This is a genomic window from Flexibacter flexilis DSM 6793 (assembly GCF_900112255.1).
GTDB lineage: Bacteria > Bacteroidota > Bacteroidia > Cytophagales > Flexibacteraceae > Flexibacter > Flexibacter flexilis.
In genome coordinates this window covers 581,784-597,686 of record NZ_FOLE01000001.1, presented here as the reverse complement: position 1 = coordinate 597,686, position 15,903 = coordinate 581,784, and the positions used below count along the sequence as shown (strand labels likewise).

12 protein-coding genes are annotated in these 15,903 nt (G+C 44.1%); 6 read left to right on the top strand and 6 right to left on the bottom strand.

What is annotated here, in order from left to right:
- Window positions 1–80: 80 nt before the first annotated feature.
- Both BM090_RS02565 and BM090_RS02560 read left to right on the top strand, forming a co-directional pair.
- Window positions 81–3,230 carry an efflux RND transporter permease subunit gene (locus tag BM090_RS02565; protein ID WP_091506800.1) on the top strand — a complete coding sequence of 1,050 codons (3,150 nt, stop codon included), beginning with the start codon at window positions 81–83 and terminating at the stop codon, window positions 3,228–3,230.
- Between the two features lie 2 nt (window positions 3,231–3,232).
- On the top strand, window positions 3,233–4,672 hold the full coding sequence (locus tag BM090_RS02560; protein WP_091506796.1) for a TolC family protein: 1,440 nt from the start codon (window positions 3,233–3,235) through the stop codon (window positions 4,670–4,672).
- A 79-nt stretch (window positions 4,673–4,751) separates the two neighbouring features.
- On the opposite strand, the gene BM090_RS02555 is transcribed toward BM090_RS02560, so the two are convergent.
- Entirely contained in the window at window positions 4,752–6,254 is a 1,503-nt protein-coding gene (locus BM090_RS02555) for a GAF domain-containing protein (RefSeq protein ID WP_091506792.1), read from the bottom strand.
- Window positions 6,255–6,283: 29 nt separating this feature from the next.
- Window positions 6,284–7,225, bottom strand: coding sequence for a transporter (locus BM090_RS02550; RefSeq protein WP_091506789.1), 942 nt, complete (start codon window positions 7,223–7,225; stop codon window positions 6,284–6,286).
- Between the two features lie 352 nt (window positions 7,226–7,577).
- On the opposite strand from BM090_RS02550, the gene BM090_RS02545 reads away from it, so the two are divergent.
- Window positions 7,578–8,708, top strand: coding sequence for a hypothetical protein (locus tag BM090_RS02545; protein WP_091506786.1), 1,131 nt, complete (start codon window positions 7,578–7,580; stop codon window positions 8,706–8,708).
- A gap of 7 nt (window positions 8,709–8,715) precedes the next feature.
- Here BM090_RS02545 and pbpC read toward each other — a convergent pair whose 3' ends face one another.
- Window positions 8,716–11,040 carry a penicillin-binding protein 1C gene (gene pbpC / locus BM090_RS02540; RefSeq protein ID WP_091506782.1) on the bottom strand — a complete coding sequence of 775 codons (2,325 nt, stop codon included), beginning with the start codon at window positions 11,038–11,040 and terminating at the stop codon, window positions 8,716–8,718.
- 266 nt (window positions 11,041–11,306) lie between these two features.
- Here pbpC and BM090_RS02535 point away from each other — a divergent pair, with 266 nt between their 5' ends.
- The gene (locus tag BM090_RS02535; protein WP_091506779.1) at window positions 11,307–11,930 is read left to right on the top strand and encodes an HAD family hydrolase; all 624 of its coding nucleotides are present in this window, start codon (window positions 11,307–11,309) and stop codon (window positions 11,928–11,930) included.
- 11 nt (window positions 11,931–11,941) lie between these two features.
- Here the strand turns inward: BM090_RS02535 and BM090_RS02530 are convergent, their stop codons facing one another.
- Both BM090_RS02530 and BM090_RS02525 read right to left on the bottom strand, forming a co-directional pair.
- Complete coding sequence (locus tag BM090_RS02530) at window positions 11,942–12,652, bottom strand: phosphatase PAP2 family protein (RefSeq protein WP_091506775.1); 711 nt, start codon at window positions 12,650–12,652, stop codon at window positions 11,942–11,944.
- Window positions 12,653–12,681: 29 nt separating this feature from the next.
- Complete coding sequence (locus tag BM090_RS02525) at window positions 12,682–13,764, bottom strand: glycosyltransferase (RefSeq protein WP_091506772.1); 1,083 nt, start codon at window positions 13,762–13,764, stop codon at window positions 12,682–12,684.
- 294 nt (window positions 13,765–14,058) lie between these two features.
- Between BM090_RS02525 and BM090_RS02520 the strand changes: the two genes are divergently transcribed.
- Together BM090_RS02520 and BM090_RS02515 are read left to right on the top strand one after the other, a co-directional pair.
- Window positions 14,059–14,595, top strand: a complete 537-nt coding sequence (locus tag BM090_RS02520; protein ID WP_091506768.1) for a response regulator — start codon at window positions 14,059–14,061, stop codon at window positions 14,593–14,595.
- A 17-nt stretch (window positions 14,596–14,612) separates the two neighbouring features.
- Window positions 14,613–15,155: a hypothetical protein gene (locus tag BM090_RS02515; protein WP_091506765.1), complete on the top strand. Its 543-nt coding sequence runs from the start codon at window positions 14,613–14,615 to the stop codon at window positions 15,153–15,155.
- Window positions 15,156–15,237: 82 nt separating this feature from the next.
- Here BM090_RS02515 and BM090_RS02510 read toward each other — a convergent pair whose 3' ends face one another.
- Window positions 15,238–15,867, bottom strand: coding sequence for a peroxiredoxin (locus tag BM090_RS02510; RefSeq protein ID WP_091506762.1), 630 nt, complete (start codon window positions 15,865–15,867; stop codon window positions 15,238–15,240).
- Window positions 15,868–15,903: the final 36 nt, after the last annotated feature.

The window sequence follows — 15,903 nt, the reverse complement described above, 5'->3', positions numbered from 1 at the left end:
AGATTTTAGAAGGCGAAAAAATTGTGCCTGAAGCGGTGCTGTTATCTCAAATTATTAACCTATAAACCACTGATAATTAGATGATAGAAAAATTTATACATCGCCCTGTGCTGGCCATCGTTATTTCCATTATTATTTGTATGCTGGGAGGAATTGCCTTGTTCAAACTTCCCATGACGCTCTTTCCGAGCATTGCGCCGCCCGAAGTAAACGTAACCGTAGAATATACGGGAGCTAACGCCGAAACCGTAACCAAAGCCGCCATTGTGCCACTCGAACGCGCCATTAATGGCGTGCCTGGCATGAAATACATGAGTAGCGATGCGGGCAACGATGGCGTTGGTGTGGTGCAAATATTGTTTGACATAGGCACAGACCCCGACGTGGCGGGCGTAAATGTCCAAAACCGCGTCAATGCCGTGATGGGCGAGCTGCCCGAAGAAGTAATTAAAAGCGGGGTAAAAATTGCCAAAGAAGAAAACGCCATGCTCATGTATCTGAATATTTTTAGCACGGATACGACGATGGACGAAAAATTTGTATTCAATTTCGCCGACATCAATATTATTCCTGAGTTGCGCCGCATCAAAGGCGTAGGCTATTGTAGTATGTTGGGGGTAAAAGAATACGCGATGCGTGTTTGGTTAAAACCTGATAAAATGCTGGCTTACAACATTTCTACGGAAGATGTAACCAACGCTTTACAAGAAGAAAACGTAGAAGCCGCCCCCGGTAAAATTGGTGAAAGTAGCGACAAGAAAAGCCAGTCGTTACAATACACCGTCCGTTATACAGGCAAGTTTACGACTCCCGAACAATACGGAAACATTCCGTTGCGGGCGGAGGCTTCGGGCAAAATCCTTAGGATTCGAGATGTGGCTGATGTAGAGTTCGGAACGATTTATTTTGATGTGGAAAGCAAACTCAACGGCAAACCCTGCGCCGCCATTATGCTCAAGCAGTTGCCGGGGTCTAATGCCAGCGAGGTAATTGCCAACGTAAAAACCCGATTGGCAGAACTTAAACAAAAATCTTTTTTGAAGGGAATGGATTATTCGCTCAACTACGACATTAGCCAGTTTCTGGACGCGTCCGTACACGAGGTAATCAAAACGCTGATAGAAGCCTTTATTCTGGTGGCTTTCGTGGTGTTTATTTTCTTGCAAGATTGGCGTTCCACGCTTATCCCGACATTTACGGTTCCTGTGGCTCTGATTGGGACAATGTTCTTTATCAGTCTGTTAGGCTTTTCGCTGAATATGATTACGCTGTTTGCGATGGTTTTGGCCATTGGCGTTGTAATTGATGACTCGATTGTGGTGGTGGAAGCCATTCACGCCAAACTGGAGCAGTCGCCCGACATGACCGTAACGGAAGCCACAGAACAAGCCATGAAAGAAATTAGCGGCGCGATTATGGCCATTACGTTGGTGATGTCTGCCGTGTTCGTGCCAGTGGCTTTTATGAGCGGCCCTTCAGGTATTTTTTACCGACAATTTTCGCTTACGATGGCCATTTCGATTGTGCTTTCGGGCGTGGTGGCACTTACGCTTACACCTGCACTTTCTACCCTTATTCTCCGCAAACACGCACACGATGCCAACCGCAAACACAATGTTTTTACACGCTTGTTGGCGGGTTTTAATCGTGGTTATGAACGCATCGAAGGCCGATACCGCAAGGTTTTGGAACTGATTTTGCACCGCAGGACGATTACTTTCGGGATTTTGTTGCTGTTCTGTTTGGGTACTGGCATTTTGGGCAAAACCTTGCCGTCTGGTTTTATTCCCAACGAAGACCAAGGCACTTTTTACGCCAGTATTACTACGCCTTCGGGGGCTACGCTGGAGCGAACCAAAGAAGTGGTAAACGAAATTCAGCGCGTTGCCCAACAAACCGAAGGCGTGGCGAGTGTGTCCACACTTTCGGGTACAAATATTCTTTCTGATGGAACGGGCGCGACCTATGGCACCGCTTTGATTAACCTCAAAACATGGCATGAACGCAACGTATCGGTAGATGATGTAATGGAAACGCTGACAGAAAAAACGGCTCATATCAAAGATGCGGCGATTGAGTTTTTCCCGCCGCCCGCCGTGCCGGGTTACGGAAATGCCAGTGGTTTTGAGTTGCGATTGCTCAACAAAACGGGTGATGGTGATTTGAAAAAAATGGAAGAAGTCGTAAAACAATTTATCCAAGACCTCAAAGCACGCCCCGAAATTGCGAGTGCTTTTACCATTTTCGATGTGAGTTTCCCGCAATATACCTTGCTTTTGGATTTGGATAAAGCCGCGCAAAAAGGCGTAACCGTCAGTAATGCAATGGGTTCGCTCCAAACGATGCTGGGCAGCGAATACGCCACCAATTTTATTCGTTTCGGGCAAATGTATAAAGTAATGGTGCAGGCTTTGCCCGAATATCGCGCCAAACCTGAAGATTTGCTCAAACTGTACGTCAAGAATGACCGCGAAGAAATGGTGCCGCTTTCGGCTTTTGTAACGTTGGAGAAAACCTATGGCCCCGACCAAATCACGCGTTACAATATGTTCCCGTCGGCGGAGCTAAACGGCGAAGGCAAACAAGGCGTAAGTAGTGGCGACGTGCTCAAAGCCGTGCAAGAAACAGCCAGAGAAAAACTGCCGCGCGGCTATGACATCGACTGGGCGGGTATTTCCAGAGACGAAGCGGGTGCAGGCAACGAAGGCGTGTTTATTTTCATTATCTGTCTGGCCTTTGTGTATTTGCTTTTGGCGGCACAATACGAAAGTTTTTTGCTGCCTTTGTCCGTGATTCTGTCGCTGCCTACGGGCATTTTTGGGGCTTTCTTTTTGCTGAGTGTTTTGGGTCTGGAAAATAATATTTATGCCCAAATCGCGATGGTCATGCTTATCGGTTTGTTGGGTAAAAATGCCATTCTGATAGTGGAGTTTGCCGCCCAAAAACAAGAAGAGGGGCACACGCCTTTGCAAGCGGCCATCGAAGGGGCTACGTTGCGTTTGCGCCCAATCCTGATGACTTCTTTTGCTTTTATGGCTGGTTTGTTGCCGTTGGTGGTGGCTACGGGGGCGGGTGCTGTCGGCAACCGAACCATAGGCTCGGCGGCACTGGGCGGAATGCTCTTCGGGACGGTTTTTGGCGTAATCGTGATACCGGGTTTGTATGTGGTTTTCGCTTCGCTTGCCCGCAAAAAAACAACACAACCCACTATTTCCAACTCAAACGTTTAATCATGAAACAGAAAGTTTTTTTTGCAATATACAGCCTTGTGTTAGGCTTTGTTTTTGTTGGTTGTCAGAAATTTAACACCAATCTTAGCATTTCCCAAAAGCCTATTCCGCAGCATTTTGGTAGCCCTGCGGCTTCTGCTGATACGGCCACTATTGCCGACCTGAATTGGCGCACATATTTTGCCGATTCGTTGCTCATCGGGCTGATAGATACGGCTTTGGTCAATAATTTGGATTTGCAAATCGCGTTGCAACGCATCGAAATGGCACGCGCCACCAAACAAGGCACTTGGGGCGCAATATTGCCACAAGTGGAAGCCAATGTAGGCGGTGGGCTTCGCAAATTTGGGCTTTATACAATGGACGGCGCAGGCAATGCCACCACCGAAATTACACCAGGTAAACTCATTCCCGAAAATCTGCCCGATATGTATGTAGGTTTGCAGGCTTCGTGGGAAGTGGATATTTGGGGCAAATTGCATACCCAACGCAAGGCCGCTGTCGCCAACTATTTGGCAAGTCTCGAAGGACGTAATTTTGTGGCATCGTGCTTGGTAACCGACATTGCCAGCGCGTATTATGAACTGGTGGCATTGGATAACGAATTGGATATTTTGAACCGTTTTGTTGAAAAACAAAAAGAGGCTTTGGACGTAATTCAGACGCAAAAAAATGTAGGTCGCGCCAATCAGTTGGCCGTGCAACAATTTGAAGCACAATTGCTTAGTGCACAAGCAATGGAAACCGAAACCAAACAACAGATTATCCAGACACAGAATTTTATTAATTTTCTGCTCGGACGCTACCCGCAAGCCATCAAACGCAACAAAACGGGTTTGTTTCGGGAAACACCTGCCCAAATTGCGACGGGAGTGCCTTCGCAGTTGCTCACGCATCGCCCCGACATTCGCGAAGCAACTTTTGCGCTGCAAGCAACCAAATTCGATTTGCAAGCCGCCAAAATGGCCTTTTTGCCGAGCCTCAACATTACGGCGGGCTTAGGTTTTCAGGCTTTTAATCCCAAATATTTGTTTTGGACACCTGCGTCTTTGGCTTACTCGGCACTGGGAAGTTTGGCCGCGCCACTGATTAACCGTAACGCACTCAAAGCGCAATTCAGCACGGCCAAAGCCAGCCAATTGGCGGCCATGTACGCGTACCAAAAAACAATTCTGAATGCTTATGTGGAAGTGGCCAATCAGGTATCTAATCTTGAAAATATACATCAAGTTTACTGGCTCAAAAAGCAACAAACTGATATTTTGGCCAGTGCCGTGGAAACTTCTACGGAGCTGTACCGAACCGCCAAAGCCAATTATTTGGAAATATTATTTGCCCAACAAAATTCGTTGCAAGCACAACTCGAATTGGTTGGCATTGCCAAACGTAAACAAATGGCCACTGTCAATATTTACAGGACGTTGGGCGGCGGCTGGCGATAGATTCCTTTGATTATAAAATAAATGAAAAAGGCCTGCTTTTCTGAACCGAAAAGCAGACCTTTTTCATTTATTGATCACTTTACGCGCTGATGCGTTGGTCTCGGTATTGTTCGAGTTGCTCCAAATAGTGCTTTTCTTTGCGAATAAGCTCTTCTTGTGTGGCACTCAACTCTTCCAGATTTTGGCGCATTTCTTCTTCTTGCACGCGCATTTTTTGTGTTTGGGCTTGTACGGATTCCAGTAGCTTTTTGGTTTGTACGTTGGTGTTGAGAATGCCAACGGTCGAAGCTAAATTTTCGGCTATTTTTTGTATAAAATCGCGATGATGTTTTTCAAAAGCAAAAAACGAAGCCATTTCGATTGCTCCATACGTCTGATCGTTGTAAATCAACGGAATAATGAGTAAATGCGAGGGTGGTGCATCGCCCAGACCCGAAGTAATCCGAATATAGTTTTGTGGAATTTCGGTCATGTAAAGCATTTCTTTTTCAAAAATAGCCTGCCCAATAAGTCCGTCACGCAAATCCATTTTTTTCTTCAAATATTTTTGGCGGTCGTAAGCCACACAAGCCACCAATTCTAAATAAGGGTCGGTATGTTCGGCTTCGCGTATCAAAAACAAGCCTGCTTGGTTAGCTTTCGTATATTTTACAAATTGAGTGAGAAAACTCCGATAAAAACCAATTTCATCGGAACTGTCTTGGCGCAACAAATCATTCATTTGCGCCAGCCCGATATTTGCCCAATTTTGTTTGCGGTCTTCGTCGGCTACGGTTTTGAGTTTTTGGCGCATGGTGTGTAGCGAATTGGCCAGCTTATCATGCTCGGAAATGCTAAAATCCGCGTCATAATTCCCTTGCCCGATAGTATCGGCAAAAGCAGTCATTTGTTCGATATAAGCCTCATCTTCGGCCATTTTTTTTTCCTGTTTATCTTTGGATATTTCGCTTTTGCGCTGAATCACAAAAATAAGCCAGCCGATACCCATAAAAATCCCCACAATCATCCCCAAAGCCACCACAAACCACGTTTCGATGTGCATGGCATCGCGGCGAATTTTTTCGTTGATGGCCACACCGAGTTTGCTCAAACTTTCTTGAATCTCGTCGTATTTGGCATCAAATTGTTGGTCGAGTTGGCTTCCCGCATTGGCTGCTTCGCCGTCCGAACGCAACGCGTCGGTGTGTGTTTGGCGTGTGCGCGTAATGTTTACAAACTCTTCTATTTGATTTTCAGAAATGGCAATCAGGTGTTCTAAATTAGGGTCTGTGATCTTGTTAAGATAGCCCAGTTCGGATTGACCGCCTTTCTGTGCTATTTGCAATATTTTTTGAGAGTTTAAAAACAGTGCTATCACATCTTTTTCTGGGTTAATGGACTTGTCGCCAGCTACATATTCCTCAAACCAAAGATGGCCTTTCGTAATCTTGTTTTTGAGGTTGTCGCTCATGGCCATTAGTGGCAAATTGTCGTCGTAAGTATTCGTGATTTTGAGTTGTAACAATGCAATAATGCTCACGATTATGGCACACGAAATACCTACATAAAAAGGAAGTCGGATAGATAATTGAATGGTTTTCATGGCTTTAATTGATTTATGTGTGTATTATTTTACTTAGGTAAACGGTAGGAGAGGCCACAACTCAAAAAGTAGTCGGGCGAGGCTTTAGAAATGCCGAAACCAGCCGAAATGTCGGCCTGCAAATTACTTTGGAGTACATACGAAATACCACCATCAAAGCGGTGGTCGTGCAAAAAATTGCCTGCAAATTGGTCTTGTTGGTTGGATTTTTCACTTACAAAACCGTAAAGTTCTACAAAAGCCGAACAATTCGTAAATAGATTTGCGCCAACGGTCGTGGTGTATATATAAGCGGTATTTTCTTGCTTGCCGCCATACTCCAACCCTAAGTTATAAGAAAACGTAAAAATGTCGGAAAGTGTGTGTTGCATGGTAAATCGAAAACGCGATGCCAAAAACGCAGGCCTAAATTTCTTGCTACCTAAATAAGGTAGCCCCACATGACCAATAAACGAGGTTTTGGGAATAAAACCATTTTCTTCGCAAACAAAAATCTTTGTACCGACCGAAACGCCGTTCAAGCCTTTAATATCCGAAATGAGGCTGTCGTTTGATTTTTTCCAAATCTTTTCGCCCAAATATTCGGTAATAAGTCGCGCTTCTATGTGCTCGGAAATACCATATTTCCAGAGCGTAGTGTTATAAGTATTGTGTAAATATTTTACCTCGTAGCCCAAATCCGTATCTAATTCGTGACCTTTTTCGTACCAAGCTCCCATTTCCATTTGTAGGCGGCCTTGAGGGACTAAAAACGGGGTTTCGGTTTGGTCGGGACGGTCAGTGGCAATTACCATTTGGTGATAGGCGCGATGATCGTCGGCGGGGGAGTGGTTCGGCTGCGAACTGTTTTCAAAATACAGTTGCCAAGCCCGTTTGCTAATATTAATCGTCGTGTCGGTTTGCGCCCAGCCTACGTGCGACCCAAGCACCAATATACCAACCATGAGCGTGTTTAATGTTATTCGTTTCATCTGAAGTAATAGTAGAGTTTTGAAATAAAGTTTAATAATTATTTTGAGAAATAATATTTCGGAGAAGTGAAAGATAGGTTAGAGGATGTATGATAGTTGGGTTATTCTGACGTTTTTTGTAATATTTTTTCTTGAATTATCCGTTGACTATGAGTGTTTTGTGCGTTAGTTTGCCCAAAAGCTATGATTTGCTTTAAATTGTTATATATCAATCTATTGTATGATTCTTGTCATGTTTTTCGAAATATAGAGAATATGTTTCAAAAAAATATTAGTGGCTTCATAATGTATCGTAGCATTTATTTGTTATACATTTAATCGAAGTTTTATATCTGTTGAGTTTACTGTTTGTATGAATTTGAAATATATTTTACTGACGCTGCTGGCCGTAGTGGGTTGGCGGGTTGGGTTGGCGGCGATGCCACCAGTGCTGCTTGCCGACAAACCCGCGATGCTCGTGTTTGAGCAGGCTTTAACGCAAATGTATAGTTTGGAGTTTGAGCGTTCGGCTCAAACCGTGCGTAAAGTCAGTGTGAAGTACGCGCAACACCCTGCTTATCACGTGTTTTTGGGATTGCATCGGTATTGGTGGAAAGTACTAGGCCAGCCCTACGATGCCAAAGAAAACGCCGCGTATCGCAAGCATTTATACGATGCTGTTACTTACTCGGATGCGATGCTCGACCAAGAATCAGAAAACTTAGAAGCTACTTTTTTTGTGACGATGGCTTACGGAATGCTCGCACGCCAAGACTCGGAAGCAGGCGATTACATGAAAGCACTTTCGCACGCTCGCAAAGCCTATATCTACATGAAACGCGGCTTTGGCCTCAAAGAAAAATACGACGAATTTTATTTTTCGACTGGGCTGTATTTCTACTATCGCGAATTTTATCCCGAAGTAAATCCTGTGTATAAACCATTTATGGCTTTTTTTGTTTCGGGGAATAAAATGGCAGGCCTACGAGACATTGAGATTTCGGCAGGGAAATCGGTGTTTATGCGTACGGAAGCTCTTACGTTTTTGTCGCACATTTATTTGCACTATGAAAACCAACCCGCCAAAGCCTTGCAGTTTGCCCGACCGCTTTACGTCGAACACCCACAAAATTTAGTATTTGGAATGCTTACGGCAGAAGTGGAACTAGCCAACAACAATTTTGCGGCAGCCGAAACCATCGCCGACCGCCTCGAAGCCAACGGAAAACCCGTGTACGTGGGTGCAGCCCAAGTCTTTAGAGGAATCATTGCCGAACGCCACGACCGCGACGATGCCAAAGCCAAAATTTGGTACGATAAAGCACTGGCCACTACCAAAACATTGCGCCGCCAAAGTGATTTTCACAAGGCATTGGCTTACGCTGGGTTGGCACGCATCGCTAAGCGAGCAGGCAATAAAACTTTAGCCAAAAAATTATACAGTGCCTCCAAAGACCAAGCCTATTACGTGGCCATCAACAAAGAAGCAGAGGCCTTGAAATAGGTTGTATTTATTTCACCAAAATTTCGATGTGCGAAGTACGGCCTTTGTCGTCGGTACAGGAAATTTTGATGTTTCCGCGTTCGGGTTCAAAAAATAAATGCTCCATGCTTTGGGCTTCCGCCAAAAAATGGTCATTGATGTACCAATACACCGTTTGTACGTCGGCGGCAGCTTGGCAGGCCAACATGAGTTTTGTTTCTTCGCCTTTCTCCCAAAAATATTCGTGCAAATTGGCGGGCGACACAATGCGCGGCGGTTCATTACCCAAAATACGCCTGCAAAGTGCATAATGTGGCGGGATTTGTTCGGCGCGATGGCTGTGCGTTTCTTTATAAAAAGCCAACAATTCGGGGGCAAAATATGGATACATTTTACGTTTGTAACCCGACTCAGGCACGCAAGCACTACAATACGAGCAACTTTCGTCAGCCGACACCAGCACTTCCCGCAAATGCTGGCAACGTTGCCCCGACGAAACCAAAGGTAAATAATAATCCGTCATTAATTCCTTACAAAAAAAGTTAGGCAAAAGTCCCGTTTGGGCGCAAACTAATCTGTCTTTCAGGCCGTTGGGGCGAGCAAACCAGTTATTTGTAGAATTATAATCAATGCTATTGAACACCTCGAACATGAGCGGAGTGGCAATGTCCGCACCCGTGAGTTCGGGCACGCCTTCGCCCGAAAAATTGCCGACCCACACGCCCACCGTGTAGCGATGATTATAACCAATACTCCACGCGTCGCGACGGCCATACGATGTGCCCGTTTTCCAAGCTACTTTCGGGATGTGCGCACTGCTGGCAAAATTATGCGGCAAATCTGGTCTGGAAATTTGGCTTAAAATCTCGGTAAGCATAAAAGCGGCTTCGCCCGACACCAAGCGCGAACGCAACACAGGTTTTTCTTGCGGCACAGCCGAAAGCATGTAGCAGTTTCCGCCATTGGCAAAAGCCGAGTACAAGCCGCAAAGCTCCTCTAAGGTTACACCACAACCGCCCAGCGCAGCCGAAAGCCCCAATTTGTATTGGTCGGCGGCAATTTGTGCAAAACCCGCCTGCTTGAGCGAAGCGGTAAGCGCAGGCACGCCCAATATTTCTAACGTCTTGACGGCTGGCACATTTAGCGAATAAGCTAAGGCCGTTTCCACCGTTACGCGGCCATTAAATTTGTGGTCAAAATTGTCGGGAGAATAACCATCGAAATTCGTAGGTACGTCGTTGAGGCTGGTTTTTGGCGTAATCAGCCCTTTATCAAATGCCAAACCATAAACCAGCGGCTTAAGCGTACTACCTGGCGAACGCACGGCACGAATGCCGTTTACTTGGCCGCCATTGGCTTCGTCCGTGTAATCCGAAGACCCGACATAGGCTTCTATCTGATGCGTTTGGTTGTTCACCACCAACACCGCCGCATTATGAATATTCCGAAAATGCAGCCTTTGCACATAATTATATGCCAATTGTTGCGTTTTTTGTTGGGTCAGCGTCCGAACTGACGTGTAGATAAGTGCTTGATTGGAAAAGCGTTGTTGTAAAAGTCTGGCCAAATGTGGGGCTTGCGTAGGCGCAGGAACGCGCTTAGGCGTAAGCGGCTCGTCGATGGCATCGGCAATGGTGGCACTGTCAAAGAGATTCGCACTTTTAAGTTTTTGAAGCCATTTATTTCGCTCCGCTAAAAGCAATTGATTGTTGCGACCCAGCCGTAAAGAAGTAGGCCGATTCGGAATAATGGACAAAGCTACCACTTGCGCCAAACTTAATTTGTCGGGTTTTTGACCAAAATACAACAAAGAAGCCGCTTTTACGCCTTCCACATTGCCGCCGTAAGACACCAGATTTAAGTAAAGCTGTAGGATTTCGTCTTTGCTATAATGCCATTCCAGTTGCAGTGCACGCAACACTTCCAGTAGTTTATGCGAATACGTACGGGATTTGGGTTGCAAAAGTCGCGCTACCTGCATCGTAATCGTAGAAGCTCCCGAAAGCGTGCGACCATGTACTATATTGTTAATGAAGGCTTTGCCGATAGCAAATGGATTTATGCCAAAGTGATAATAAAAATAGCGGTCTTCTTTATGCAAAATCACACGGCGCAAATCGGGCGTAATTTCGTGGAGTTCGGTTTGCATACGCCATTTGTCGTCGGGGCTTAGAGCAGCGTGCAAAATCGTACTATCTTGTGCCATCACCAGCGGCGAGTATTGCGGCAAAGTTGGCAACGGACAAACTTTGTCGGCAATCCAGAGCCCCAAAAGCAGGCAGCCGAGTACGCCTGCAATCCAACGTAACCAACGACGACGAGAAAATCGCTTTATTTTTTCATAAAAAAACATAACCCAAAGGTAAAAGATGCTATAAAATACCGCAACAATCAGAACAAAATTAACGTATTAGTGTCAAAAAATATTATATTAAAAAAATAACACAACAAAATAAACTCAATAAGATTCAATTTTTAAGTCAAATAAGGAAATTATGCTTTTTTTGTGCTATGTTTTCTAACAAAAACTTAGATTATTGATAATTTTTGCGATATTCGCGGTTAAACTACAGATTTACCTTTCCTTATTTCTAATTATTTACAGACAGACAAACACAAATGGGGACGTTCAAAAATATCATTTTCGATTTAGGGGGCGTTGTTTTGGATATTGATTACGGCATATTTTCCAAAGCCTTCACGGATTTGGGGGCCGCTGATTTCGATAAATTATACAGCCAATATAAACAACACCCGCTTTTTGATGCTTTTGAAATGGGTTTGGTTATGCCTGCCGAGTTTCGGCCACAGCTCGAACGCCTAATGGGCTTTAGGGCTACGCCAGAAGCTTTTGATGCGGCTTGGAATGCTATTATTTTGAACTATCCGCCAGACAATCTGAAACTTATACGAGAGTTGCGCAATCAAGATAAAAAAGTTTTCGTGTTGAGCAACACCAACTTACTACACCAACAGGCTTTTGATGCCTTGTATAGAAAAACATTTGGCGGCTCGGAACTAGCCGAAATTTTCGATAAAGCCTATTATTCGCATTTGGTGGGAATGCGCAAACCCAACGCCAATATTTTTGAATTAGTATTGGACGAAAATAACCTCAACCCCACCGAAACGCTTTTTATTGATGATACTTCATTGCATACAGACACGGCAGCGCGTTTGGGATTGCACACGATTCATTTGGCCAAACCTAAACGCATTACCGAATTAGGATTACTTTTGTAATGGGATTGTAATTAAAATTTAATTGCTTTTTTTCGTTTGTGTTGGAATCGGTATTGGTGAGTAGCATAGGCTAGTTTTACAGACAGATACCCAATACCTGCACCAGCCAGCACATCGCTCATGTAATGTTTGTTGTTCAGTACGCGCATAGCTCCCACCGACGAGGCCAATACATACCCCACACACGAAAGCCACGGGTAACGCTGGCCGTATTCTTGGTCGAGAAAAGTAGCTGCGACAAAGGCCTGCGCCGTATGGCCAGAAGGGAAGGAGTTTTTAGCACTTTTGTCGGGGCGTGTTTCCCTGACCGTATATTTTAGTCCTGTAACGATGGCGGTCATGGCCAATTCGCTTTTCATCAGAATAATACTTTTGTTCAAAAAGTCGGTTTTGGAGTGCAAGCCTAATGCATCCAACCCGTAAGCCACTGCAATCGGCGCAAATTGTAATTGGTCGTCTATGTGAGAATGAAACGCAGGAAAGAATTTATCGCGAGCTTCTTTCAATTCATTTTTGCCAGATTCAGGGCTTTTGCCTGCCATTGCCAAACCTGCACCTATCAGCGAGGTCGGTACTACATATGTGCAAAAATGTTTGTGTCGGTATAGCGACGACAATTTGTCAGAAAAATTAGTAGATGGCTCGTAAACTTTTAGTGTATCAGCTGGTTGAGCTACGGAAAGCATGGGTAGCAAAATCAAAAAGCAAAATGTTTTTTTCATAAAGGAGTTGGTGTGAAGTAATGTATTTTTTAAATAGTGCTATAAATCTGATAGTATAGTGGTAAAATTTTGTTCCAATCGTAGGCTTCCCGAACCATAAGTTGCGCTTGTGCGCCCATGATGGCCACGCCTTGCCGCTGGATTTGTTTGTGCAACATACTAAGGGCTTCTAACAAGCTAGCTTCATTGATTGAAGACAAAACCCAGCCCGCCTCATAGTCTTGTACGGGTTGTTGCAGAAGGGTATTGTTGGGGACAACGACAGGCACGCCCAAAGCGGCAGCTTCTATGGCGATGCTCGGCCATGCCAGTTCTGATAATGCTAAATACAAATGGCTGTAAGATAGTAATTTACTCCGTTCGGAAGCCGCTTGCTCATTCCAGAAAATGACATTATTTTGGATGTTATGTGTTTTAATTATCTTTTCAAAGGCGCGTATTTGTTTGGATTTGTCCAGTATCCATAATTCTGTATTGGGATTTTGGAGTAAAAAATAGTTAAAGGATTTTGCTATTATATTGAGCAAATGAGGATTGGAACAGTTCGTTAGGTTATAAGAACAAATAAACTTATCATTACTGCGCATTGATTGCATGGTTTGGCTCACCTCAAAGCCATGCGGAATAATTTTGCTTTTGTTGATTGCAGAAGGCATCTGGTTTGCCGCAAAACCATGAATTACAGAGGCTAATTTTATAATTTTTTTCTGAAATAATGTTTTCTGCAATATTTTATTTGCTTTATCAATTTGTGAAGAGGTGCACTGCGGAAAAAACGTAAAAATAAAAGGTTTGTTAGCAGCGTGTAATGTTTTGGCCACTACATAATTAAAAGCCGAAAATTCGCCGTGAAGATGAAAAACAGTATTGGGTTTGGTACATTGTATGGCTTCTGTGAGTTGGGTATCAATAGCCCAAGGGTTAAGCAGTCGCGGAAAAAGGCTTATTTCGTAGTTGGCAAGGGCATAGTCTAGGTGCGGATTGTCTGTAACAAACCAAACTTTGGTGTGCAGGCCTGCTTTGGCTTGTTTGGCTGCCAAGTTCATCACAGATTGGCTCAGCGCATCATAACAGGACATTGTTGTTGCCTGAAGAATATGTACCAGTTCCATAGATTAGATTTTGTTTGTCGCCAATTTTGGTGAAGAAAGATAGTGAATTTTCTATTTTAAAACGGAATTCATCGTAGATTATTGGAACAGGCAGGGAGGTAACAACATTTATGTGATTTATGCGAGTAATGATACTACATAACATTGTGTATTGCAATGATTTTTCGACTAACAATGCCTCTTGTCAGGTAAATTGATATTTCAAAACGGTATAGTGCGATACTGACAAACATCATATTTTAAATGATATAAAAATACATATTTGCAAGACAATCATCTCAAAATAAAACGACAATGAAAAAAGTACCTAAAAAAAAAGTTGTATTTATCATAGAAAATGACGGGCTGAACACACGACTTATGGCCGATAGCTTTTCCAAATCCCATGACTTTGAATTTGTGTATTTTGCTAATAGTGCTAGTTGTTTGGCTGCTTTAGACCAACATCCGATGGCTGTTGTTGTGGATTATGACCTTAATACAATGGACGAAACCGAGCGCGATGGCGCAAAAATTTTGAAAGAGATAAAAAAACTCGAACATCACACGGAAGTAATATTTTTCTCTACCCACGACAATGCAAAAGTAGCTACTGAGATGGTCAAGTACGGTGCTTACGATTATGTGGTGATTAACGATGCCCGCTTTGTGCGCTTAGAAAAAGTGCTTAACAACGTGGTGGACTATTTGGAAGCCAAACGCGAAACTTTCAAATATAAAGTGTTCACTTACAGTGTAATTGGCGCGATTGTGGCTTGGACTTTGCTCACAATTGTAATGTTTGCCACAGGCCGCTGGGAGTCGAAAAGTGGCGTATTTATTGAGCCATAATCTTTTAGTTTAGTCAAATGAAAATACTGAAAATCAGTGCTATATTGTTTTTTTGTTGGGGAATAAATCTAACGGGTTTTGCACAAAAAATTCCTGCTGACGCGCTCAAAGGCGATTTTGACGGCGATGGCAAACCCGAATTTGCTTGGATTACGTCCAACATGAAAGAACAAAAAACAGAAGACGACTTTGGGCAATGCAACGGCGGTGATTGTCAGTGCATTATTCGTTTTTCTAATCCCAAAATACGAGGCATTATTGTGCCGCAGTGTATCGGCTCGGACGCGCTCCAGAACGAAGGCGATTTGAACGGCGATGGCCGCGACGAACTGTCTTTAGTGCCGTCGTGGTGGACGAGTTGTTGGCAAGCTTGCCACGTTTATACGTTTCAGACCAATGGCCGTTGGCGCGAACTCATCAAGCCGTTTTCGGTGTATTGCAGCCATTTGGCCGACAACCCCGACGTAGTGCGCAGTGTCGCACCCAAAACCATCGAAATACGCGAAAGCACGATGGGCGAAGAAATCGGCATCAAAACCCGCAAAATTAAAGTTAACTAATTGTCTATAAGCTTAAAATGATTGCGGGGCGCAAACCAAAGGTTTGCGCCCCGCAATCATTTTGGTATCCGAACGGCTCGGCTTAGTGAGCTGCCAAATACGACGCTACGCCTTCGCGTGTTGCTTGCATTGCGTCTTTGCCTTGTTCCCAGTTAGCAGGACAAACTTCGCCGTGCTCTTCCGTGAACTGAAGCGCGTCCACCATACGCAAAGCATCATCAATGTTACGACCCAATGGGAAGTCATTGATTACGCAGTGACGTACAACGCCTTTTTTATCAATCAAAAATGTGCCGCGCAGTGCGATTGGTGCACCCACAAACTCCATTTCGCCTTCTTCGTTGTAAGTGTAGTCGCCAGCTAAAACGCCAAAGTTTGTAGCGATGGTTTTTGCTGTGTCAGCTACAATCGGATAAGTTACGCCTTCGATACCGCCTTGTTTTTTAGGTGTAGAAAGCCACGCTAAGTGCGTTTCTTCTGTATCGGTTGAGCAACCTACTACGGCTACATTGCGTTTTTCAAATTCGGCCAATTTGCTTTGGAAAGCCAAAATTTCAGTTGGGCAAACGAAAGTGAAATCTTTTGGGTAAAAGAAAAATACAACCTCTTTTTTGCCGATGAATTGCTCCAAAGAGAAATCTTCTACGATTTGGTTGCCGTTTACGACCGCAGGAGCGCGGAAAATTGGGGCTTTTTTAAGAACTAATGACATATTATTTTTTTAGTTAAATATTTGAAATTTTATTGA